Genomic DNA, 22,205 nt, shown 5'->3' on the forward strand with positions numbered 1-22,205 from the left:
CTCCTTTTCAGGCCGGGATTTTATCTTGTTGATTTTCCGGCGCGGCGGCAATAAACGCCGGTAGCTGTACGCAGGCGTCATAAACGGCTTTACAGCGCGGATAGCCTGATAAATCGCAGCCCATCCTGAGCGCATTCGCCCACTGAGGAATCAGGCAGCAGTCCGCAAGGCCTGGCGCGTCGCCCACGCAGAATCGGCCGGACTGACTTTTACGCAATAGCTGCTCTACCGCGCTTAACCCTTGCTGTATCCAGTGGGCGTACCAGCGTTTTTTATCCTCTTCGCTAACCTTCAGCTCATCGGTCAGGTAGCGCAACACGCGCATGTTATTGATTGGGTGTATATCGCAGGCGATAGCGTAAACAATTTCCAGCGCCTGGCTGCGCGCCGGGTCGCTCGTCGGCAGCAGCGGCGTTTGCGGAAAATGTCGGTCCAGCCAGTCGACGATGGCCAGCGATTGCCCCAACGATTCGCCGTCATCAGTGACCAGCGTCGGCACCAGGCCTACCGGATTCATCCGTCGGTAGGCCAGCGCATTCTGCTGGCCGATACGAATATTGACGCCCACCGTCTGGTAATCAATCCCCTTTAACGCCAGCGCAATACGTACACGATAAGACGCCGAACTATTAAAGAAACTGTACAGCTTCATCGTTCACCTCAGACAATTTTCACAGCAATCGGCGTCAGACCTTCTACGTTCCCGGTGATGACATCCCCTTTCACCACGGCGCCCACCCCCTCTGGCGTACCGGTGAAAATCAAATCGCCTGGCTGCAATTCAAAAAAGCCGGACAAATAGCTGATGGTTTCATTCACCGACCAAATCAGATGACGAATATCGCTGCGCTGATGGTCTTCGCCGTTAACCTGTAGCCAAATAGGGGCGTTATCCACATTATGCGTTTCAGCGGCTTTGTGTAATGGCGCAATGGGCGCGGAGAGATCGAACGCTTTGCCAATTTCCCACGGGCGTCCCATCTGACGCATTTCCATCTGACGATCGCGACGCGTCATGTCCAGACCGGTGGCGTATCCCCAGACATATTCATGGGCTTTTTCCAGCGGGATATCGCTCCCCTTTTTACCAATCGCCACCACCAGCTCAATTTCATAATGGTAGTTATCGGTCTGCGCCGGATACGGCAGTTCCAGGGTATCCCCCGCCACTACCGGGACGACAGCGTCCGCTGGTTTACAAAAGAAGAACGGCGGTTCGCGATCAGGATCAAAGCCCATTTCACGGGCATGGGCGGCATAGTTGCGACCCACGCAGTAAACGCGACGTACCGGAAACTGCTCATCACTGCCCGCCACTGGTACTGTCACCGGGGCCTGCGGCTGGAATACATATTTGGTCATGTTCTCTCTCCCTAATTAATAACGTGCTTCGCGGAACAGCCCCAGGGCTTCCTGAACCGGCTTGTCCGAAAAGCTGAATAACACCGTGTCTTCGCTGCTACGAAACGACACCTCATGCCAGGTCGGCGCCACAAAAATGTCTTTTGCGGAAAAATGAAAAGTTTCGTTGCCGATAGTGACCTGCCCTGCCCCTTCAACGACGTGGTAGATAGTGCTGTCGGTGCTCCGCGCCACACGAGAGGCAAAGCCTTTTGGCAGCAGTTGCAGGAACGCGCCCATTGACGGCATCGGATAACCGCCGGTGACGGGATTAACGTAACGCAGCTTGTAACCTTCCCACTCATCCGGATCGCCCATACGGGTCAGATCGTGCAGCGCCTCGCGGCTGCGGTCGTAACGGTAGTTGAAAATCGGCGACGAGTTCCCGCGCTGGTGGCGCAGCGGCAGCATATTCGCTGCATAGCGCGGCAGATAATCGCCCTCTTTTCGCGTCACCGGCTGCTGATCTTCGGGATAGTCTTCCGCAAACCCACAGCCCAGGAGGTTGACTAACGGCAGATCCAGACCATCCAGCCATACCACCGGCTCTGACCCCGGATTACCATGATCGTGCCAGCGCCACTGCGGCGTCAGGATAAAATCGCCGGTATGCATTGGCGTGCGCTCGCCGTCCACCGCGGTAAATGCGCCTTTACCTTCGACGATAAAACGCAGCGCCGACTGGTTATGGCGATGACTCGGCGCGACTTCGCCGGGCAGGATCAGCTGTAAACCAGCGTATAAGGTCGCCGTGATCGACGACTGACCGCGCAATGCCGGATTTTCCAGCACCAGCACCCGGCGGATCGCCTCTTTCGCGCCAATGACATTGCCGCTTTCCATCAGTAGCGGACGAATTTCCTGATAATTCCAGTAGGCCGGCGCGCAGTTGGCGTTTGGCGTCTGCGGTACCAGGTGATGTAACGATTCCCACAGCGGCGTCAGATTCTGCCCAGAAATATGCTGGTAATACTGCTGACGGCTATCTTTTACGTTCTGATTTATTTCAGACATGGAGATTCTCCTTATTCGTTTACGACGCTGGCACGCGGCAGGTCGTCAGGTACAGAAATCGAAAGGCGGACAACCACCGTCAGCAGGGTAAGCATTACCGCGCTGATAGCCGCCGGAATAGCAATGACAAAAAACAACGTATCGAAAGAGAAATTGAGGGCCATCATCATGCCGCCGGAGAGCGAACCGACAATCGCCCCGCAGCGTCCAATGGCGTTCGACCAGCTCACGCCCGTCGCCCGGCTTTGGGTGGGGTACAGCGTCGCCGTCAGAGCATTCAGCCCTACCTGGGAACCGCTAATACCGATGCCAGTACCAAAAATCGCCAGCGCCATCAGCCAAAGGCCGTTTTCGCTCAGGCCTATCATGACAATGCAAACCGCGCCCAGCGCATAGCTCACCGCCAGTACCCGGAACGGGTTAAGCCGGTCCATCAACACGCCGAGTAACAGCGCGCCAAGCGTGCCGCCAACCTGGAATGCGGCAGTCACCCACGACGCCTGTTGCAGATCAATACCGCGATGGTTAAGTAACGTCGGCATCCAGCTGGAAAGCAGATAGATAATGAGCAGGCTCATAAAGAACACCACCCATAACATCAGGGTAATGACAAGCTGTCGCCCGGCAAAAAGCTGGCGAATACTGCCTTTGGCGACGGCTGCCGTCTCATGCAGAAAGAATTGCGTATCGTGATAGCGCTCGCCGGTAATGGCGCTGACCGTCCGGGCGACAACGGCTTGCGGTAGTTGGCGACGTACCTGCCAGCGGGGAGATTCCGGCAGCGCGAACAGCAGGCCGAAAAACAGCATCAAAGGCAAGATGCCGCCTAGCGCCAGAATTCCGTGCCAGCCAATCAGCGGCACCAGTTGCGCGCTCACAATCCCACCCATCGCCGACCCCAGGGTAAAACCGCAGAACATCAGCGTGACCAGCGCTCCGCGTCGACGAGCGGGAAGGTATTCCGACGTCATGGTGATGGTATTCGGCATCGCTCCACCCAGTCCCAGACCGGTTAAGAAGCGCAGCAACACCAGGGTTTCTATATCCGGCGAGAAAGCGGAAAGCAGGCTCAATGCGCCGAATAGCGCCACGCAAAGCTCAATGACCCGCTTGCGGCCAAAGCGATCCGCCAGCGGTCCGCATAGCAGCGCGCCGGCTGTAAGCCCCAGCAGCCCTGCGCCAAACAGCGGCGCAAGTTCGCTGGCGCTTAGCTGCCAGTGAGTACGAATATCCGGGGCGATGAAGCCAATCGCGGCGGTGTCGAAACCGTCGAGCATAACCACCAGAAAACAGCAGATGATAACGCGCCACTGCATTTTGCCGACGGGCGCGGCATCAATAAGGGCTTGTAGATCACGTCGTTGAGTCATAGCTAATGCCTCAGTGCAGGGAGATAGATGTTGTTTTTATGTTTGCTATGTTACGAGTTTGTAGAGGTAGCGATAAAATGTACAATGGCTTTTCAGGCAGAGACATAACCTGGAGGTTATAGCGAATGGCGAACTGGGCGCAGAAATTGAAATTACATCACCTGCAAACGCTGGTTGCGCTGGGCGAACAGGGCAACCTGACGCACGTCGCCCGGATGATGAATATCTCCCAGCCGGCGCTATCGAAGTGGCTATCTCAACTCGAAGATGAGATAGGCATCACGCTTTTTGAGCGCCACAGTAAAGGGCTACGCCCCTCGGAAGGCGGTAAATTACTGCTCCAGCACGCCCAGCGCCTAATTAACGATCTGGAGCGTTCACAGTATGAAATCGCCCGTTTCAAGCAGGGCGGCCTGGTTGGCAGCCTGAAGATCGGCTGTTCGCCCGTGGCGACTGACTGCGTATCACAGGCGATTCTGAGCCTGCTTAACGAAATGCCGACGCTGCATCTGAATATTGAAGAGAAGGTAATGACGCCGCTGCTGCACGATTTGCTTGCCGGTCAGGTGGATGTGGTGGTAGGGCGTGTCGGCGGCCGCGCCCTGCAACTGCCGCTTAATTATCAGGTACTTTATACCGAGCCGGTCTGCTTTGTGGCGCGTCCGCACCATCCGCTGGCCGCGCGAGCGCAGATCGCCTGGAGCGATCTGGCGCACTGGCGGTGGATAGTCTGGCCAACCGGCACCCCTATTCGCATCAGTATTGATAACGCCCTCGTCGATAACGGCGTCATGCTCCCGGAAAACACCATTGAGTCAGCGTCAATGAACGTCAGCACCAATTTGCTGCAAAGCAGCGATATGATCTCTATTCTTTCTTTACGGCTGGCGCAACGCTATGCCAGCCAGGGGCAACTGGCGATTTTAAACTTGCCAAAAATTGAGCAAAAAGGCAGCGTAGGGATGTTCTGGCGTAAGAATGAGACGCCGTCTTTGGCCCTGAGTCGCTTTTTGTATTTTTTAGCCCAGGTTTAACGCCGCCGACCAGGGGCATTGCCCGATGTTCCTGCTGTCTATACCCACTATGCTAAGAATTCATGATGTGATCGGTAGCACGTTTTAACGTTTAATTGTATGATGAATCCATCTCATCAAGGGCTTTAAACATGAGTAAGTCACTGAATATTATCTGGCAATATATACGCGCTTTTGTATTGATTTATGCCTGTTTGTACGCAGGCATTTTTCTTGCATCACTGCTTCCTATCACTATTCCCGGCAGCATTATCGGGATGTTAATTCTGTTTGTGTTGCTGGCGCTGCAAATTCTGCCGGCAAAGTGGGTTAACCCCGGCTGTTATGTGCTGATTCGTTATATGGCGTTGCTGTTTGTGCCGATTGGCGTTGGGGTCATGCAATATTTTGACTTACTGCGCGCGCAATTCGGCCCGGTGGTGGTCTCTTGCGCTATCAGTACGCTGGTCGTTTTTGTGGTCGTAAGCTGGAGTTCACATCTGATACACGGTGAGCGTAAAGTGGTTGGGCAGAAGGGAACGAAAAAATGATGACATATATCTGGTGGTCGTTACCGCTGACGCTGGCGGTATTTTTCGCCGCCCGCAGACTGGCGGCGCATTTTAAAATGCCGTTGCTGAATCCGCTGCTGGTGGCAATGGTAGTCATTATTCCTTTTCTGTTGCTGACCGGTATTCCCTACGAGCACTACTTCAAAGGCAGCGAAGTACTTAACGATCTGCTGCAACCGGCGGTGGTGGCGCTGGCCTATCCCCTTTATGAACAGTTGCACCAGATTCGCGCGCGTTGGAAATCCATTATTAGCATCTGTTTTGTCGGCAGTCTGGTAGCGATGATTACCGGGACATCCGTTGCCTTGCTGATGGGCGCAACGCCTGAAATCGCGGCATCGGTACTGCCTAAATCCGTGACTACGCCTATCGCGATGGCGGTGGGCGGCAGCATCGGCGGCATCCCTGCGATCAGCGCGGTATGCGTAATTTTTGTCGGTATTCTGGGCGCGGTGTTTGGCCACACGCTGTTAAACGCGATGCACATCCGTACTAAGGCCGCACGCGGGCTGGCAATGGGGACCGCCTCACATGCGCTCGGTACTGCGCGCTGCGCCGAGCTGGATTACCAGGAAGGCGCGTTTAGCTCCCTGGCGCTGGTGATCTGCGGCATTATTACCTCGCTGGTAGCGCCCTTTTTGTTTCCGCTCATTCTGGCGGTAATGCGCTAACGACGGGACAAAAGACCGGGTTAAAATTTGCGATACGTCGCGCATTTTTCATTTAAGTTTCACAAGTTGCATAAGCAATGAGATTTAGATCACATATTAAGACATAGCAGGCCCGTAAACTACGGTTCCATTACATTGTTATGAGGCAACGCCATGCATCCACGTTTTCAAACTGCTTTTGCCCAGCTTGCGGATAATTTGCAATCAGCGCTGGCCCCTATCCTGGCGGACCACCATTTTCCCGCCATGCTAACCGCAGAGCAGGTCTCGACGCTTAAAAATACGGCGGGACTGGACGAAGACGCGCTGGCTTTCGCACTGTTACCTCTGGCGGCGGCCTGCGCCCGTACCGATTTGTCCCATTTTAACGTCGGCGCGATTGCGCGCGGCGTTAGCGGCAACTGGTATTTCGGCGCGAATATGGAGTTCCTGGGCGCCACCATGCAACAAACTGTGCATGCTGAACAAAGCGCGATTAGCCATGCCTGGCTACGCGGCGAAAAAGGGCTCGCCGCCGTCACCGTTAACTACACGCCTTGCGGCCACTGTCGCCAGTTTATGAACGAGCTGAACAGCGGTCTGGATCTGCGCATTCATCTGCCGGGCCGCGCGCCGCATACGTTACGCGATTATCTGCCTGACGCTTTCGGGCCAAAAGATCTGGAGATCAAAACGCTGCTGATGGACGAGCAGGATCATGGCTTTACGTTAACGGGCGATACGCTAACGCAAGCGGCGATTACGGCAGCCAATAAGAGCCATATGCCTTATAGCCACTCACCGAGCGGCGTGGCGCTGGAATGTAAAGATGGCCGTATTTTCACCGGCAGCTATGCGGAAAACGCCGCCTTTAACCCTACGCTTCCCCCACTGCAAGGCGCGCTAAACCTGCTGAGTCTCAATGGCTATGACTATGCGGATATTCAGCGCGCGATTCTGGCGGAAAAAGGCGATGCGGCATTAATTCAATGGGATGCCACCGCCGCAACGCTGAAAGCGTTAGGTTGCCATAATATTGACCGCGTGCTTCTCGGCTAAGCAAATGTGCCGGATAGCGACGCCCTGGCGTCTTATCCGGCCTGACTCTCCTCTCCCGCGACCCGATACAAGGGAAATCATGCTGAAAATCTCCGCAATCAGACGGCGGTTTCTTGCGCTACGTCTTCGGGTACAGTAGCCTGATCGTACTTTCATCCTGGTATCGAGTTTCCTGCATGTTAAAGCGCGTGTTTTACAGCCTGTTGGTCCTGGTAGGCTTGCTGCTGTTGACGGTGCTTGGCCTCGATCGGTGGATGAGCTGGAAAACAGCGCCCTATATCTATGACGAGCTACAGGAGCTCCCCTACCGCCAGGTTGGCGTCGTGTTAGGGACAGCCAAATACTATCGCAAGGGTGTCATTAATCAGTACTATCGTTATCGTATCCAGGGCGCGTTAAACGCTTACAATAGCGGTAAAGTCAATTACCTGCTGCTCAGCGGCGACAATGCCCTGCAAAGCTATAACGAACCGATGACCATGCGCAAAGACCTTATCGCGGCGGGCGTCGATCCTGCGGACATTGTGCTTGATTACGCTGGCTTCCGTACGCTTGACTCCATTGTGCGTACCCGCAAAGTGTTTGATACCAACGACTTTATTATCATCACTCAGCGCTTCCACTGCGAACGCGCCTTGTTTATTGCGTTGCATATGGGCATTCAGGCGCAGTGTTACGCGGTACCTTCGCCCAAAAATATGCTGACAGTGCGCCTGCGCGAATTTGGCGCCCGCTTTAGCGCGCTGGCGGATCTCTATATTTTTAAACGCGAACCGCGTTTTTTAGGCCCGCTGGTACCTATTCCCACGCAGCATCAGGTGCCGAATGACGCCCAGGGGTATCCGGCCGTTACGCCGGAACAATTGCTTGAACTGGAAAAGAAAAAAGGGAAATGATCATGGATGTACAGACGATATTTGTCATATTAGCCTTTCTGCTACTCCCGCTTTTTTGCTTCCGTGAGGCCTGGAAAGGCTGGCGAACCGGCGCGGTAGATAAAGTTGTCAAAAATGCGCGAAAACCAGTTTATGTCTATCGCCATGCCGATCCCGTACAATATTGGTCTTATCTTTTTCTTTATACCGGTTGCGGTTTTTTATTTACTGGAATGATTATTTATCTTCTTTTTTATCGTTAATCTATTTATTATCCCTTTAAAATTGAGAATAGTTATTATTATGATATAAGGAACAAATGCTGTTTTGCATTCTGGTTTCATTTTTTTGTGAATTCTTTCACAGAATACCCTCTTTTCAATGCTTAGGCTGGCGGTAGATTTTAGATCATTAAAACGCGTTATTTGCGTTTCGCCTTAATTTATTCAAGCATTAAGGAAGATTATATGCCGCAACAAAATTATCTGGATGAACTCACGCCTGGTTTTACGCCATTACTGGCAATAAAAGAGGCTTCCCGTTGTTTATTATGTCACGATGCGCCCTGTAGTCAGGCTTGCCCGGCGCAAACCGATCCGGGGAAATTTATTCGTTCTATTTACTTTCGCAATTTTAAAGGCGCAGCGGAAACTATCCGGGAAAATAACGCGCTTGGCGCCGTCTGCGCCAGAGTCTGTCCGACGGAAAAATTATGCCAGCGCGGATGTACACGTTCCGGAATAGATAAACCTATTGATATTGCACGCCTGCAACGTTTTATTACCGATTTTGAACAGCAGACTGCCATGCAGATTTATCAGCCCGGGAGTAAAACACGCGGAAAAGTCGCGATTATTGGCGCGGGTCCGGCAGGTTTGCAGGCAAGCGTGACGCTCACGCATTTAGGCTATGACGTCACCATTTACGAAAAACAGCCGCAGCCCGGCGGATGGCTGCGTCACGGCATCCCGGCATTTCGTCTGCCGCAAAGCGTACTCGATCAGGAAATTGCCCGCATTGTAGAAATGGGCGTCAATATTAAATGTAATTATGACGTGGGCGGGTCGCTATCGCTTGCGCAACTCAAAGCCGAATATCGCGCCGTGCTGATGACCGTCGGGATGTCCTGTGGCTCTGATTTACCGTTATTTGAGCAAGCCAGTCACGTAGAGATTGCCGTTGATTTTTTACAGCGCGCCCGTCAGGCCGACGGCGATATTAGCGTTCCGCGTAGCGCATTAATTATTGGCGGCGGCGACGTAGCGATGGATGTCGCCAGTACGTTAAAAATTCTCGGCTGTCCTTCCGTCACCTGCGTGGCACGGGAAGAATTAGCCGAATTCCCCGCCAGCGAAAAAGAATTTACCAGCACGCAGGCATTAGGCGTATCGATTATTGATGGTTTTACGCCTGTCGCCGTCAGCGGAAATAAAGTGACCTTCCACCATGTACGCCATTCAGGAGAACTGACGCTGGAAGCGGAAAATATTATTTTGGCCGTGGGGCAGCACGCGCGACTGGATACCTTTGCGGAGATAAAAGCGCAGCATAATATTATCGACACGCACAATTATCAAACCGACGACCCGGCGATCTTTGCCGCTGGCGATATTGTTAAAGGCGATAAGACCGTCGTTTATGCGGTAAAAACCGGAAAAGAAGCCGCTCAGGCTATTCATCATTATTTAGAGGAGGCCTGCTCATGTTAACAAAAGATTTGTCTGTTACCTTTTGCGGCGTTAAGTTTCCCAATCCGTTTTGTCTTTCTTCTTCTCCGGTAGGCAACTGTTATGAGATGTGCGCCAAAGCCTATGATACCGGCTGGGGCGGGATCGTTTTTAAAACCATTGGTTTTTTTATTGCCAACGAAGTCTCTCCACGTTTTGATCACCTGACAAAAGAAGATACCGGTTTTATTGGTTTCAAAAACATGGAGCAAATTGCTGAACATCCGCTGGAAGAGAATCTGGCCGCCATTCGACGGCTAAAACAGGATTATCCGGATAAGGTGCTGATTGCTTCCATCATGGGGGAAAATGAGCAGCAGTGGCAGGAACTGGCGCGTCTGGTTGAAGAAGCCGGCGCAGATATGATTGAGTGTAACTTCTCTTGCCCGCAGATGACCTCGCACGCCATGGGAAGCGATGTAGGGCAAAGCCCGGAGCTGGTTGAAAAATACTGTCGCGCCGTAAAACACGGTTCATCTTTGCCAATGCTGGCGAAAATGACGCCGAATATTGGCGATATGTGCGAAGTCGCGCTGGCCGCCAAACGCGGCGGAGCCGACGGTATCGCCACCATCAACACCGTGAAATCCATTACTAACATCGACCTGAACCGCAAAATCGGGATGCCGGTGGTTAACGGTAAATCCAGCATCTCCGGTTATTCAGGAAAAGCGGTGAAACCCATTGCGCTGCGTTTTATCCAGCAGTTGCGAATGCACCCTGAACTGCGCGATTTCCCGATTAGCGGTATCGGCGGCATTGAAACCTGGGAAGACGCTGCCGAATTTCTGCTGCTGGGCGCGGCGACCCTACAGGTGACGACAGCCATTATGCAATACGGTTACCGCATTGTAGAAGATATGGCGAGCGGCCTCAGCCACTATCTGGCCGATCAGGGATTTGCCTCATTACAGGAGATGATCGGGCTGGCGAATGGCAATATTATCCCGGCGGAAGACCTGGATCGCAGCTATATCGTCTATCCGCGGATTAATCAGGAGAAATGCGTCGGCTGCGGACGTTGCTATATCTCCTGCTATGACGGCGGCCATCAGGCGATGGAGTGGGATGAACACAGCCGCACGCCGCATTGCAATACGGAAAAATGCGTCGGTTGTCTGCTGTGCGGTCATGTCTGCCCGGTCGCCTGTATTGATTTAGGCGAGGTCAAATTTAAAAAAGGCGAAAAAGAGCACGCGTTAACGCTGTAGCTCGCGGTATGAAGCCCGGCGCGCAGTTTCGCTGCGCCGGGTTATCTGATAAGCAAGGCAACAGGTCTGGAAAACTACTTCTTACGCGCGTATTTCAGCGAGTCCAGCGCCACGGCGAAAATGATAATGCCGCCTTTGATAATGTACTGCCAGTACGGGTTTACCCCGATATAGGTCAGGCCGTAGTTGATGACGGTAAAGATAATGACGCCGGTCACCACGCCGAAGACCGTACCCACTCCGCCGCTAAACGATACGCCCCCGACAACGCACGCGGCAATCGCATCCAGTTCATACATAAAGCCGAGGTTGTTGGTGGCAGAACCAATACGCCCTGCTTCCAGTAAGCCGCCGAAGGCATAAAACACGCCGGAGAGCGCATAAATCATCAGCAGGTTCAGCGCCACGTTTACTCCAGAAACTTTTGCCGCTTCCGGGTTGCCGCCAATAGCAAAAATGTTTTTACCAAAACGGGTCTTATTCCACAGCACCCAGACAAACGCTACCGCAATCAGGGCGTAAAAAGTGATGTAGGAGAGCCGGAAACTGCCCATCGCCACAAAGCCCTGCGCAAAGGTGGAAAAGCCGCTGTCAAAGCCGGAAATGGGCGAAGCGCCGACAAAGTCATAGTAAAGGGAGTTGATCCCATAAACGATAATCATCGTGCCAAGCGTGGTAATAAACGGTGTCACGTTCAGGTAAGCAATAATGATGCCGTTCACCAGGCCAATCACCGCGCCAATCGCGCAGACAATCAGGATGACCAGCGCAATCGGCATGGTCGCCATTTCCGGAAACACTTTATTGGCGTTTTCCATTGATTGCAGTAATGTGGCCGCCACGACCGCCGCCAGCCCTACCTGACGCCCCGCCGACAGGTCTGTCCCCTGGGTGACGATGAGTCCCGCCACGCCCAGCGCGATAATAATACGTACCGAAGATTGCGTCAGAATATTACTTAAATTCAGCAAACTTAAAAAAGTCGGGTCCTGGAAAATAATAATCGCCAGCAACACTAAAAGAACGACGTAAATTCCGCCCTCTTTCAGCCAGGTCAAAAAGCTTTTCTTGTTTAACGCACTCATAAGGAGCCCCTGATCTTAAAGGTGCAAAGAAGCAAGACGCAAAATTTCGTTTTGCGTTGTTGTTTTAGTATCGACAATGCCGGAAACGAGACCGTTACTCATCACCAGGATACGATCGGTAATCCCTAACAGCTCCGGCATTTCAGAAGAGATAATGATGATCCCCTTGCCTTTTTTCGCCAGTTCCGCAATAAGCTGATAAATTTCAAACTTTGCGCCGACATCAATGCCACGGGTCGGTTCATCCAGCATTAATATTTCCGGCTGCGTTAATAGCCAACGACCAATGATCACCTTTTGCTGATTGCCGCCGGAAAGCGAACCAATTTGCGTGCGATGCCCCGGCGTTTTTACCCGCATGGAGTCAATGACCCATTGGGTGTCGCTTTTCATCCGGGAATTATCCAATAACCCCACTTTATTTTTATAATTACGGATATTCGAAATTAATGAGTTAAATCCGATATCCAGATAGGCGTAAATTCCGGTGGAACGACGTTCTTCCGTCACCAGCGCAAAACCGTGGTTAATCGCTTCGTTCGCAGTGTGATTATTAATTTTCTTGCCATGTAAAGTGATTGTCCCGGACGACTTCTCACGAATGCCAAACAGCGTTTCGACGATATCGGTACGCTTTGCCCCAACCAGGCCGGCAATGCCCAGAATTTCGCCCTTGTGCAAATCAAAGGAGACATCGCGAATGGAAGGCTGGCGCAGCGAGGTCAGGTTACGTACCTCCAGAATCACGTCGCCCGGCTTATTTTCTTTATCCGGGAAGCGCTGGTTCAGGGATCGCCCGACCATCATCGCAATGATCTTATCCATATCCAGCCCTTCCAGCGGCTGGGTGGCAATCCACTGACCGTCGCGCAAAATAGTAATTTCATCGCACAATTGAAAAATTTCTTCCATTTTATGCGAGATATAAACAATACCGCAGCCGCGTTCTTTCAGCTTGCGAATAATGGTGAACAGATGATTAACCTCTTTCTCAGTTAACGATGAGGTCGGTTCATCCATAATAACGATCTTAGCGTTATAGGAAAACGCCTTCGCAATTTCGATCATCTGCATTTGCGAAACGGATAACGTTCCCACGCGCGCGCGCGGGTCAATATCGATATCCAGCTCATCAAATATCGCTTTGGTATCCTGGTACATTTTATCCTGGTCGACAAACATACCTTTGGTGGGATAACGCCCCAGCCACATGTTATCCATGACCGAACGTTGTAATACCAGGTTTAACTCCTGGTGTACCATCGAAATCCCATTCTCCAGCGCTTCTTTCGCCGAATGGAAGTCCACTTCTTTCCCCTGAAATACAATGCTGCCGGAATCTTTTTGATAAATACCGAAAAGACATTTTAATAATGTTGATTTGCCTGCGCCGTTTTCGCCCATTAATGCATGAATAGAGTGCGGACGAACGTTTAAGTTGACATTATCAAGCGCTTTCACGCCGGGAAATGATTTGTTAATGCCACGCATTTCCAACAAATATTCACCCGACGACGGAGAGATCGTGCTGCCCATAATGATACCCTGTCGGCCTTTTTAATTATGACTATCCGCGCCGGATGGCAAAAGAAATACGTTATCCGGTCCGCGGCGCGTCACCCTTCCACGGTTTCAGGGCGCAACAAAATTGCGCCCACAGACGGAAAAGTTATTTTTGGGTAAATTCGCTCAGATTGTCTTTGTCCACGCCGACATAAGGCACGCGCACGATTTTATTCTCAATCTTCCAGTTGGTGCCGTCAGCCGCGCCCTTGCCTTCGGCGAGGTTTTTCGCCAGATCGAATGTCGCTTTCGCCTGATTGTTGGCGTCATTCAGTACCGTACCGGCCATCGCGCCCGATTTCACCAGCGCCAAAGCTTCCGGTAACGCATCGACGCCAAAGACCGGAATCGACGATTTATTATGCGCTTTCAGCGCCTCTACCGCGCCCATCGCCATCGCATCGTTATTCGCGATAACCACTTCAATCTTGTTAGCGTTCGGGCCAGACAGCCAGGCATCCATCTTATCTTTTGCCTGCGCGGTATCCCACATGGCGGTGTCTAACGCCAGTTGCTCGGTCTGAATACCTTTAGCATTTAACTCTTTCACCACATACGTCGTACGGGCTTCCGCATCCGGGTGCCCCGGCTCGCCTTTCAGCAGAACATACTGAATTTTACCGTCTTTATTCAGATCCCAACCCTGATTCGCCTGCCAGTGTTTGGCAATCAAGTCGCCCTGAATCACACCGGATTCTTTAGAGTCAGTCCCGACATAATACGCCTTGTCATAGCTGTCCAGCGCTTTGCGGGAAGGCTCTTTGTTAAAGAACACCACCGGCACATTTTGCCCGCGCGCTTTCTCAATCACCGTACCGGCGGCTGCCGGGTCGACCAGGTTAATCGCCAGAGCTTTAACCCCTTTCGCCAATAAAACGTCAATTTGATCATTCTGTTTGGACTGATCGTTTTGCGAGTCATTCATCAGTAGCTGAACATCCGGCGCGGATTTGCCATCTTTTTCAATAGCCTTACGCACCACGGACATAAAGTTATCGTCATATTTATAAATCGTCACGCCAATACGAGTATCAGCCGCGTGCGCGTGCGCGCCGAATAACAGACTTGCCATCACGGCAGAAAGGGTCAGTACCTTCTTATTCATGGTAGCTCCGGTTTTATTATGTAGGGTATAGCGTAAAAAAATGCCCGGCTGTTCAGCACGTTAACGCGTGTTACTGAACGCCGAAGCGTATTTAGAGCCTATCCCACCAGGCGTTATTGGCGCAGCCAGTTTGGACACGGACAGCGCGCAAAAACCGGAGCGTACACGTAGTACGTGAGGTTTGACTCGCTACGCTCGCCCTTCGGGCCGCCGCTAGCGGCGTTCAAAACGCTAACGCGTTTTGGCGAGCACTGCCCAGGTCCAAAATGGCAAGTAAAATAGCCCTAATGGGATAGGCTCTTATTCAACTCTTTATTTTTGTCCGGTAGTCGCGGGATATTGTGTTAACGGTTTTTATAAGCGAAATACCCCAGCAAAACTGACAACTAACTGTTACACATTAGTTACAGTGCGACAAACGTTGTCATCATAGCTATCACAATGTTAATAAACTGTGAATTTACTCACAGATTGAAAACGGTTACATGCGGTGCGTAATCAGTTAGTGATCAGTACCGCATTCTGTCGCCACGCCACCGAATGGCGCCGCACCAGTGTCGGCATGAAGCAGTGCGTCGCCGTGATATCCAGGGTGCCTGCGGCCCCCTGTAACGCCAGCTCGGTCGCGATTTTCGCCATAGAAGCAATAGGATAGCGCACGGTAGTCAGCTGAGGATCGGTATAACGAGCAATAGGGATATCATCGAAACCGATGACAGACAGATGCAAGGGAATGGCGATGCCGTTATCTTTTAACGCCGTCAGCGCGCCCGCCGCCATGTTATCGTTATAGGCAAATACCGCCGTCAGTTGCAGATTGCGTCCCAGCAACTCAACCATTGCCGACTCGCCGCCCTGCATATCCGGCGTGCCGGTGCCAATCCAGCTCTCCGACGCAGCAACCCCCTGCTCTTGCAGCGCGTGTAACCACCCTTCTCTGCGCATCGCGTCATCTTCAATACGGTGGCTGGAGGCCAGGTAGCCGATGCGTTGATGTCCATTATTCAGCAACATTCGGGTCGCCATTCTGGCACCGCTCACATTGTCGAGACAGACACAACGGTGCGCATAACCCGGCACGATACGGTTAATCAGCACCATACCAGGGATCTGATCCATAAAGTCGCTCAGCTCGCGATCGGTTAAGGCTTTTGAGTGAACAATCAATGCGTTACAACGCTGACGGATCAAGACTTCAATCGCATGACGCTCTTTTTCCGCCTCATGATAACTGTTGCCAATGAGAACATATTTCTGGTGCTGCTGCGCGACCAGATCTACGGCTTTCACCAGAGCGCCGAAAAAGGCATCGGAAACATCCATGACCACGACACCGATGGTATCGCTCACCTGGGTGGCCAGCGCTTGCGCATTCGCATTTGGCCGATATCCCAGCAGGGTGACGGCCTGCATAACGGCGTCACGGGTGTCGGGACTGACCAACGCGCTGTTATTCAGTACGCGGGAAACGGTCGCTACAGACACGCCAGCCTGGCGCGCTACATCACGAATGGTGATCATATTCACTGCCCTGTTTGAGTTCAAAAATGCTCACAAATGCCCCGTTAGCAGGCGGCTATTTTGTCAGCACCCTGCCCAGGGCTGCGTGAGAAACATCACAGGGATGGAAACGGTTACAGCCATTTTGTTAATGAATGTGATCCAGATCGTTATCTGAGCGATCCTGACGCGCGCAACGTGAGTTGACGCCATAACCACTCGACCGGTCCCTGTCGCCAGAAACGTAGCCAGATGACGGAAAAGAGAAGGTTTATTGCCCATACCGGAACGACAAAGAACAAGAGTTCCAGTCGATTGAATTTCATAAATAAGCCAAACTGATAAAACAGTGTGGTACAGATGATCGTCTGCAGCAGATAATTGGTCAGCGCCATTCGCCCTACGCAGGCAATGGCAAGCGTCAGTCTGCATCGGCTAAGCTGCGGCCAGAAGCCAAACATCAGCGCGGCATAGCCCAGCGTTTGCAACGGCGCGCTCAGTTCGCGCGGCGCCTGCAATAAGAAGGCGCACCAGCGGTACGCCCAGTCCAGCCGCCATTGTAAGATGACCGCAGGCAGGTTGATCATTAGCCCTAACGCCACCAGCAGAATCCCGGTACGGCGATAGTGCCGCAGACTGTACTGACCTTTCAGCCAGCCGCTACGCATTAGCGCGGCGCCCAGCAGCATCATACCCGCCAGTTGCCAGCCATACTGCGCGCCGAGCGCCAGTAAACTATTCGACAGCATCTCTGCCCGGTTGCTGATAGCCTCCATGCCGCCGTTCAGCTTCCAGTATTTTTCATACAATATTGCCGACGCATCCGGCGTCCAGGCGCGGCTGGTTTCGCTACTCGATACCACGCCCAGCAGCAGTAGCACGCCAATCCCGACCAGATAAAGGAGTATGCCGGTATTGAACAGGCTTTTTACCGAAGGCGCGTCGCGTACCAGTCGCCAGCAAATTAACCCGACCAGACCGTAGGCCAGCAGAATGTCGCCGTCCCAAAAGAATAACGCATGGATAAAACCTAACAGTACCAATAGCGTTAAGCGCGACTGAATCCACTGTTTACCACGCGGAAGCAGCATTTGTAGCCCCGCGCCAAACAACAACGCGAACAGCGTAAGAAACTTAGCCTGCGCCACAATATCGAGAATCGCCCAGGACCAGGCGTCTTCGGGAACGATCGCGCCGTACCAGGCGGGATTGAGATAAGCCGCCTTCGGCAATCCAAAGGCGCTAATGTTAAGAAGCAGGATACCGAGGATGGCGACGCCACGTACAAAATCCAGCGTGACATTACGCTCCATCGTCTCCGCCTTAATCATGGATGATGGCGAACGGCACGCAGAAACTCCTGGCGCGTATTCTGGCTGGACTTAAACAATCCGCCCAGCGATGTCGTCGTCGTGGCGCTGGTTGCGTCACGAATACCGCGCGCTTTCACGCAGTAATGCACCGCATCAATCGATACCGCTACATTATTGGTGCCGAGCAAGGTTTGCAGCGCCGTCAGAATTTGTTGGGTCAAACGTTCCTGAACCTGCGGACGCTGGGCGAAGAATTGCACGATACGGTTAATTTTCGACAGGCCGATCACGGAATCTTTGGGGATATACGCGACAGTCGCTTTGCCATCAATGGTCACGAAGTGATGTTCACAGGTGCTGGTCAGCGTGATATCGCGGACGGTGACCATTTCATCCACCTTCATTTTATTTTCAATGAGGGTAATTTTCGGGAAATTGGCGTAGTCGAGGCCGGCGAAAATCTCGTCAACGTACATCTTAGCGATACGATGCGGCGTTTCCATCAGACTGTCATCGCTCAAATCGAGATTCAGCAACTGCATAATCTCAGTCATATGCCCTGCGATAAGGCTTTTTCGCGTTTCATTATCCAGTTCATCCATAGGCGGGCGCAGCGGCGTTTCCAGCCCCCGGGCAACCAGCGCGTCATGAACCAGGGCCGCTTCTTTACTGAGTGATGGCATTAATCGTGTTCTCCTGCAGGTGTGGCGCCTCTGCCCTGCATGGGGCAAAGTTTGTCAATATTGTGACAGTGTGATTATTGTGCGTGAGGTAGCGCACATAATCCAGTATTCACGCCCATAATTGTTGAAATTGTCGCTGCCTTTCATGACATCTTTTCCGGTGCGAGAATGCTGGCAGGACAAAGGGCATATTTGTTAACGCAACGTTATTTAAATGATGAAGCAAGTTTATGTATTACGGAAGTGAAAGTTACTCACAACGCGGTGAATAATCTGTATTATGAAGAATCTGCATACCTTATCAGGTTCACTATAAAAGGAGCCCCCGCATGGAAATGCTCGAAGAGCACCGATGTTTTGGCGGCTGGCAGCAGCGCTGGCGTCATCATGCCGCCACGCTAAACTGCGCCATGACATTCAGCATTTTTCTTCCGCCGACTCAGGATAATGAACCGCCTCCGGTACTGTACTGGTTGTCCGGGTTGACCTGCAATGATGAGAACTTTACCACCAAAGCAGGCGCGCAGCGTATCGCAGCAGAACTGGGCATTGTATTGGTGATGCCGGATACCAGTCCACGCGGTGAACAGGTCGCCAACGATAGCGGATACGATTTAGGCCACGGCGCCGGGTTTTATCTCAATGCCACACAGCCGCCCTGGGCCAGCCATTATCGCATGTACGATTACCTGCGCGATGAGCTTCCGGCGCTCATCCAGACACAGTTTAACGTCAGCGACCGTTGCGCCATCAGCGGGCACTCGATGGGCGGCCACGGCGCGTTAATCATGGCGCTGAAAAATCCGGGTAAATACACCAGCGTCTCTGCTTTTGCGCCTATCGTCAACCCCAGCCGCGTGCCGTGGGGAATCAAAGCGCTTACCGCTTATCTCGGCGAAGATGAATCAGCCTGGAGTGAGTGGGATAGCTGCGAATTAATGCTGGCCAGCCAGCCGCAGGACGCCATTCCTGTGCTCATCGATCAGGGCGACAGCGATCAATTCCTCGCCGATCAACTTCAGCCAGCCGTACTGGCGGAAGCCGCGCGGCAAACCGCCTGGCCGATGACGCTACGAATCCAGCCCGGTTACGATCATAGCTATTATTTTATTGCGTCCTTCATCGAGGACCATCTGCGCTTTCATGCCCGGTATTTACGGGGCGAGCGTGAGACGTCACCAACATAATGAATTTTCCAGCGCCGCGCTGTAATTCACCTCCTCCGACTGCGGCGCGGAAGATTTATTATTTAAATCCGCGGCCTGCTGGCGTACCTGAAGGCGGCCGCTCCCCTCTCCGCCTTCATAACTTTCGTGAAAATTACGCAGCTCGGATTCAAACAGCACCGCATCAAGATTATGCAACTTATCCAGCGCCCGCAGGAAAGAAATTAACGTATCAAGATTGAGCCCTCCCCCCTTCTCGATACGCTTGATGGTGGCGATGCCAACGTGCGCGCGATCGGCAAGCTGCTGCTGGGTCATCGAAAGAGACAGACGCGTCTCCTTTAAGCGAGCGCACAACGACAGGATAATCTCGTCGTTATTCATCGTATTGTATTTCACGCTGTTACCCTCTCTTGCGCGGCTGAATTTTCCCCAGCGAACCATGATACGTTTCACGGTATTTAGCGCTCATATCTTTACCGGTCTCGTACATCGCAGCAATGATCTCATCGAGCGAAATACAGGGTTCGCTTACGCGACTCATCGCCATCGTCGCCGCGTTTATCGCTTTCACGGCAGAGATGGCATTTCTCTCTATGCAGGGAATTTGTACCTGTCCGCCCAGCGGATCGCAGGTCAATCCCAGATGATGTTCCATGGCAATTTCAGCGGCGCTCAGCGTTTGCTCCACGGATGCGCCCATCAGTTCAGCCAGGCCCGCCGCCGCCATTGAGCATGCCACGCCGATTTCCCCCTGACAGCCAACTTCAGATCCCAGAATAGAGGCGTTTTGTTTAAACAACATCGCGATAGCGGCGGCGGTCAGGAAGAAACGGGTCAGAGCACCGGGCTCCAGCGGCGTGACAAATTTATCATACCAGCAGAGCGCTGCCGGAATGATGCCGCACGCGCCATTGGTTGGCGCGGTAACAATCTGTCCGCCGCTGGCATTTTCTTCGCTTACCGCAATCGCGAAGGCATTGACCCAGTTCAGCGCGGTTAAAAAATCGCTGGCGGAACGGTTAGCCTGTAACGTCTTATGTAACGCACAGGCGCGCCGCGGTACCTGATAGGGACCGGGTAATACCCCCTCAGTATGCAGGCCGCGATAAACCGCCTGCTGCATCACGTTCCATATTTGCGCCAGATAATTCTGCAACGTTTGTGGCGAGTGGCGGCACAGCTCATTTTTCATCATCAGCGCCGCCACGGACAGGCCGTTACGCCGACACAGCGCCAGCAACTGCGCGGCATGACTAAATTCAAAGGGCGACACTGTACGCAAAGGAAGCGATGGCGTCAGCGGCTCGCCATGTTTGCGGACCTGCCCGGCGCCGGTCGAAAACCAGGTCTCTTCATACACCGTGAAATAATCATCTCTGGCGCGAAACGTCATGGCATAAGGATGACCTGGATGCGCCTGGTGATTGGCGATAATCTTGACTTTTATCGTGATTCCGCCCGCGTCGGAGAGCGGGAGCTCGATTTTGTTTTCATTTTCCGCACGCTTAATCACCGCCATATGCGAACGGAGATCGACATTCTCCGGCTGGTAGCCCAGCAGCCCAAGATAAAGGGCGGTATCCACATTGTGGCACTTGCGGCTTAACGATAACGCGCCATACAGCTCGATTTCTATTTCCCGAATTAGCGGCAACGTCTCTTGTTCTCTGAGCAATGAAATAAAGTGACAGGCGGCGCGCATCGGCCCTACGGTACGTGAGCTGGATGGACCTATTACTATTTTGAATATATCAAGGCAACTCTCCATCGTTATATCAATCCTTTCAGTGTCATTCGCGTTCAGTAATAAATAACATCCTCGCATAGTTGGCATATCAAAAGTGATACCTTTTGTGTCTGAACTTTACCTGGTATCAAAAACAACGCTTTTTTAGCCCTTTTCTGGCTGTGATATCTGTGATAGCACGAGATTCCACGCCGCAAAAGAGCCATTATAATACCCGTAAATTAAGGGAGTTATCATATGAGCATTATTTATTTTATTACTACACAGGATATCGATACGTTTCAGAAAAAATTACAGGAAACGTTATTTAATGCCGTCACCATGCCGTTTCCGCTATTATTTGATAAACGTTATGCCGCGCTTATCAATACCGCTTATTTAAAGCTTACGCTGCCAGCGGAATGTCTGACGCCTGAATTTTATCGCTATTTACGCGAACTCTCATTGCAATGGCAGTTTGATTTTTTTATTAAGCCGCAGCCACTGCCTGCTAACGGTATTATCGCGTTTGATATGGACTCGACATTTATTGCGGAAGAAGGCGTGGATGAAATTGCCCGCGAGCTTGGCATGTCGACGCAAATCACCGCCATTACCCAACAGGCGATGGAGGGCAAGCTTGATTTTAACGCCAGTTTTACCCGACGTATCGGAATGTTGAAAGGCACACCGAAAGCAGTGCTGAACGCCGTATGCGATCGCATGACCCTTTCGCCAGGCCTGTTAACTATTCTGCCAGTCATCAAGGCCAAAGGATTTAAAACCGCGATTATCTCCGGGGGACTGGATATATTCACCCAGCGTCTAAAAGAACGGTATCAACTGGATTATGCCTTTTCGAATACGGTTGAAATACGCGATAACGTTCTGACGGATAACATTACCTTGCCGATTATGAATGCCGCAAACAAAAAACAGACGCTGGTTGACCTGGCTGCCCGGTTAAATATTGCCACGGAGAATATTATTGCCTGCGGTGATGGCGCCAACGATCTGCCGATGTTAGAACATGCTGGCACCGGTATTGCCTGGAAAGCGAAGCCGGTTGTACGGGAAAAAATCCACCATCAGATTAATTATCACGGTTTCGAATTGCTTCTTTTTCTTATTGAAGATGAATTATAACGCGACTCACCTCGCCGGAAGGG

22 protein-coding genes are annotated in these 22,205 nt (G+C 52.2%); 10 read left to right on the top strand and 12 right to left on the bottom strand.

All coding sequences use genetic code 11. The features are described 5' to 3' along the window. Window positions 1–7 precede the first annotated feature (7 nt). Genes maiA through ACLJRE_RS09580 form a run of 4 tightly spaced genes read right to left on the bottom strand, consistent with a single transcriptional unit; the run spans window position 8 to window position 3,785 of the window. Window positions 8–652: a maleylacetoacetate isomerase gene (gene maiA, locus ACLJRE_RS09565; protein WP_000781183.1), complete on the bottom strand. Its 645-nt coding sequence runs from the start codon at window positions 650–652 to the stop codon at window positions 8–10. Between the two features lie 8 nt (window positions 653–660). Further along, window positions 661–1,362, bottom strand: a complete 702-nt coding sequence (locus ACLJRE_RS09570; protein WP_000170627.1) for a fumarylacetoacetate hydrolase family protein — start codon at window positions 1,360–1,362, stop codon at window positions 661–663. A gap of 15 nt (window positions 1,363–1,377) precedes the next feature. Continuing rightward, window positions 1,378–2,415: a gentisate 1,2-dioxygenase gene (gene gtdA, locus ACLJRE_RS09575; protein ID WP_001289857.1), complete on the bottom strand. Its 1,038-nt coding sequence runs from the start codon at window positions 2,413–2,415 to the stop codon at window positions 1,378–1,380. Window positions 2,416–2,426: 11 nt separating this feature from the next. After that, entirely contained in the window at window positions 2,427–3,785 is a 1,359-nt protein-coding gene (locus tag ACLJRE_RS09580; protein WP_000194222.1) for an MFS transporter, read from the bottom strand. Between the two features lie 125 nt (window positions 3,786–3,910). Between ACLJRE_RS09580 and ACLJRE_RS09585 the strand changes: the two genes are divergently transcribed. The 8 genes from ACLJRE_RS09585 (at window position 3,911) to preA (ending at window position 10,892) form a co-directional block, all read left to right on the top strand. Continuing rightward, the gene (locus tag ACLJRE_RS09585) at window positions 3,911–4,819 is read left to right on the top strand and encodes a LysR substrate-binding domain-containing protein (protein ID WP_000024658.1); all 909 of its coding nucleotides are present in this window, start codon (window positions 3,911–3,913) and stop codon (window positions 4,817–4,819) included. Window positions 4,820–4,950: 131 nt separating this feature from the next. Further along, complete coding sequence (locus ACLJRE_RS09590) at window positions 4,951–5,349, top strand: CidA/LrgA family protein (RefSeq protein WP_000045719.1); 399 nt, start codon at window positions 4,951–4,953, stop codon at window positions 5,347–5,349. Then, window positions 5,346–6,041, top strand: a complete 696-nt coding sequence (locus ACLJRE_RS09595; protein WP_000989296.1) for a CidB/LrgB family autolysis modulator — start codon at window positions 5,346–5,348, stop codon at window positions 6,039–6,041. The genes ACLJRE_RS09590 and ACLJRE_RS09595 overlap by 4 nt, the downstream gene beginning before the upstream one ends. 153 nt (window positions 6,042–6,194) lie before the next feature. Beyond that, window positions 6,195–7,079: a cytidine deaminase gene (cdd, locus tag ACLJRE_RS09600; protein WP_000553526.1), complete on the top strand. Its 885-nt coding sequence runs from the start codon at window positions 6,195–6,197 to the stop codon at window positions 7,077–7,079. A gap of 176 nt (window positions 7,080–7,255) precedes the next feature. Beyond that, window positions 7,256–7,975 carry an outer membrane permeability protein SanA gene (gene sanA / locus ACLJRE_RS09605; protein WP_023212311.1) on the top strand — a complete coding sequence of 240 codons (720 nt, stop codon included), beginning with the start codon at window positions 7,256–7,258 and terminating at the stop codon, window positions 7,973–7,975. Next, on the top strand, window positions 7,972–8,217 hold the full coding sequence (locus ACLJRE_RS09610) for a DUF2542 family protein (RefSeq protein ID WP_000605187.1): 246 nt from the start codon (window positions 7,972–7,974) through the stop codon (window positions 8,215–8,217). The genes sanA and ACLJRE_RS09610 overlap by 4 nt, the downstream gene beginning before the upstream one ends. Before the next feature lie 204 nt (window positions 8,218–8,421). Further along, on the top strand, window positions 8,422–9,663 hold the full coding sequence (locus ACLJRE_RS09615; RefSeq protein ID WP_001136412.1) for an NAD(P)-dependent oxidoreductase: 1,242 nt from the start codon (window positions 8,422–8,424) through the stop codon (window positions 9,661–9,663). Beyond that, window positions 9,657–10,892, top strand: a complete 1,236-nt coding sequence (preA, locus tag ACLJRE_RS09620) for an NAD-dependent dihydropyrimidine dehydrogenase subunit PreA (protein ID WP_000956092.1) — start codon at window positions 9,657–9,659, stop codon at window positions 10,890–10,892. Before ACLJRE_RS09615 ends, preA begins: the two co-directional genes overlap by 7 nt. Before the next feature lie 74 nt (window positions 10,893–10,966). Here preA and mglC read toward each other — a convergent pair whose 3' ends face one another. The 6 genes from mglC to folE all read right to left on the bottom strand — a co-directional run bounded on the left by mglC (window position 10,967) and on the right by folE (window position 18,141). Beyond that, on the bottom strand, window positions 10,967–11,977 hold the full coding sequence (mglC, locus tag ACLJRE_RS09625) for a galactose/methyl galactoside ABC transporter permease MglC (protein ID WP_001275101.1): 1,011 nt from the start codon (window positions 11,975–11,977) through the stop codon (window positions 10,967–10,969). Between the two features lie 15 nt (window positions 11,978–11,992). After that, window positions 11,993–13,513, bottom strand: a complete 1,521-nt coding sequence (mglA, locus tag ACLJRE_RS09630) for a galactose/methyl galactoside ABC transporter ATP-binding protein MglA (protein WP_000535914.1) — start codon at window positions 13,511–13,513, stop codon at window positions 11,993–11,995. A gap of 133 nt (window positions 13,514–13,646) precedes the next feature. Further along, a complete protein-coding gene (gene mglB / locus ACLJRE_RS09635) occupies window positions 13,647–14,645 on the bottom strand; it encodes a galactose/glucose ABC transporter substrate-binding protein MglB (protein WP_001036937.1) in 999 nt (332 codons plus the stop codon). A 498-nt stretch (window positions 14,646–15,143) separates the two neighbouring features. After that, window positions 15,144–16,166, bottom strand: coding sequence for an HTH-type transcriptional regulator GalS (gene galS / locus ACLJRE_RS09640; protein WP_000628634.1), 1,023 nt, complete (start codon window positions 16,164–16,166; stop codon window positions 15,144–15,146). Window positions 16,167–16,315: 149 nt separating this feature from the next. Continuing rightward, window positions 16,316–17,458, bottom strand: a complete 1,143-nt coding sequence (yeiB, locus tag ACLJRE_RS09645; protein ID WP_001612136.1) for a DUF418 domain-containing protein YeiB — start codon at window positions 17,456–17,458, stop codon at window positions 16,316–16,318. A 14-nt stretch (window positions 17,459–17,472) separates the two neighbouring features. After that, window positions 17,473–18,141 carry a GTP cyclohydrolase I FolE gene (gene folE, locus ACLJRE_RS09650; protein WP_001139611.1) on the bottom strand — a complete coding sequence of 223 codons (669 nt, stop codon included), beginning with the start codon at window positions 18,139–18,141 and terminating at the stop codon, window positions 17,473–17,475. Between the two features lie 329 nt (window positions 18,142–18,470). On the opposite strand from folE, the gene fghA reads away from it, so the two are divergent. Beyond that, the gene (gene fghA / locus ACLJRE_RS09655; protein ID WP_000425497.1) at window positions 18,471–19,328 is read left to right on the top strand and encodes an S-formylglutathione hydrolase; all 858 of its coding nucleotides are present in this window, start codon (window positions 18,471–18,473) and stop codon (window positions 19,326–19,328) included. Here the strand turns inward: fghA and ACLJRE_RS09660 are convergent. Both ACLJRE_RS09660 and ACLJRE_RS09665 read right to left on the bottom strand, forming a co-directional pair. Beyond that, entirely contained in the window at window positions 19,317–19,706 is a 390-nt protein-coding gene (locus tag ACLJRE_RS09660; RefSeq protein WP_023212312.1) for a helix-turn-helix domain-containing protein, read from the bottom strand. The genes fghA and ACLJRE_RS09660 overlap by 12 nt on opposite strands. A 4-nt stretch (window positions 19,707–19,710) precedes the next feature. Then, entirely contained in the window at window positions 19,711–21,078 is a 1,368-nt protein-coding gene (locus ACLJRE_RS09665) for an L-serine ammonia-lyase (protein WP_023212313.1), read from the bottom strand. A gap of 216 nt (window positions 21,079–21,294) precedes the next feature. Between ACLJRE_RS09665 and serB the strand changes: the two genes are divergently transcribed. Beyond that, a complete protein-coding gene (gene serB / locus ACLJRE_RS09670) occupies window positions 21,295–22,182 on the top strand; it encodes a phosphoserine phosphatase SerB (RefSeq protein WP_000022914.1) in 888 nt (295 codons plus the stop codon). The last annotated feature ends 23 nt before the right edge of the window (window positions 22,183–22,205 follow it).

The sequence above is a fragment of the Salmonella sp. SAL04157 genome (assembly GCF_046551635.1).
Taxonomy (GTDB): domain Bacteria; phylum Pseudomonadota; class Gammaproteobacteria; order Enterobacterales; family Enterobacteriaceae; genus Salmonella; species Salmonella enterica.